The sequence below is a fragment of the Bradyrhizobium sp. Ken51 genome (genome assembly GCF_055807435.1).
This window is the reverse complement of record NZ_JBVVPB010000138.1, coordinates 1-528: the sequence shown is the minus strand read 5'-3', so window position 1 is coordinate 528 and position 528 is coordinate 1. Positions and strand designations below refer to the sequence as shown.

At 55.1% G+C, this 528-nt stretch carries 1 protein-coding gene; it reads right to left on the bottom strand.

Translation table 11 applies throughout. The annotated features are described in order from the left end of the window. Nucleotides 1-129: 129 nt before the first annotated feature. On the bottom strand, nucleotides 130-324 hold the full coding sequence (locus AC0L27_RS41190; protein WP_473323833.1) for a hypothetical protein: 195 nt from the start codon (nucleotides 322-324) through the stop codon (nucleotides 130-132). Nucleotides 325-528 lie beyond the last annotated feature (204 nt).

The following is a 528-nucleotide window of genomic DNA, read 5'->3' as shown; positions in this document are numbered from 1 at the left end:
CCAGCCCCGGGACGGGATCAGCAAAAATCCCGGATGCTCATGAGTATGGGCGTGGAGTGTGAAGGTTCAGTTCGCTTTTGAAAATCAAAGGCCCGCCGGTCCACGAGCAAAGGTCAAAACGCACCCGCCTCAAACTGATCGGCCGTGCTCATTCCGTGGGGTGGGAGGAGGATGAGCCAAGTTCTCAACGGCCGACCTTTCCTCGCTCAGGCGCTGTTCCAGATACCGGCGCTCGAGGTCTGAGAGATTGGTTTTAAGCAGCCGTCGATATCGACTGATGTTGCTGTCATGGGCGCGCAGACGGGCGATTTCCTCGTCGGTCACGGTGCCTCCATATGGATAAAAGAATTCTAGAGAAATAGAAAAGCAATGATTGGCGACGCTTTTATGAAAGCAAGCTTCGTGCCTGGGCGTCTGGTTGTCAACAAATGAAAGCCCGCCGTTCACGCTGGTGGGCCCTAGCACTCCGGCCAGGAACTCGGTTCAACTCTCGGCGTTAGCCGACATGCCCAAAGAGATCAGAATAAC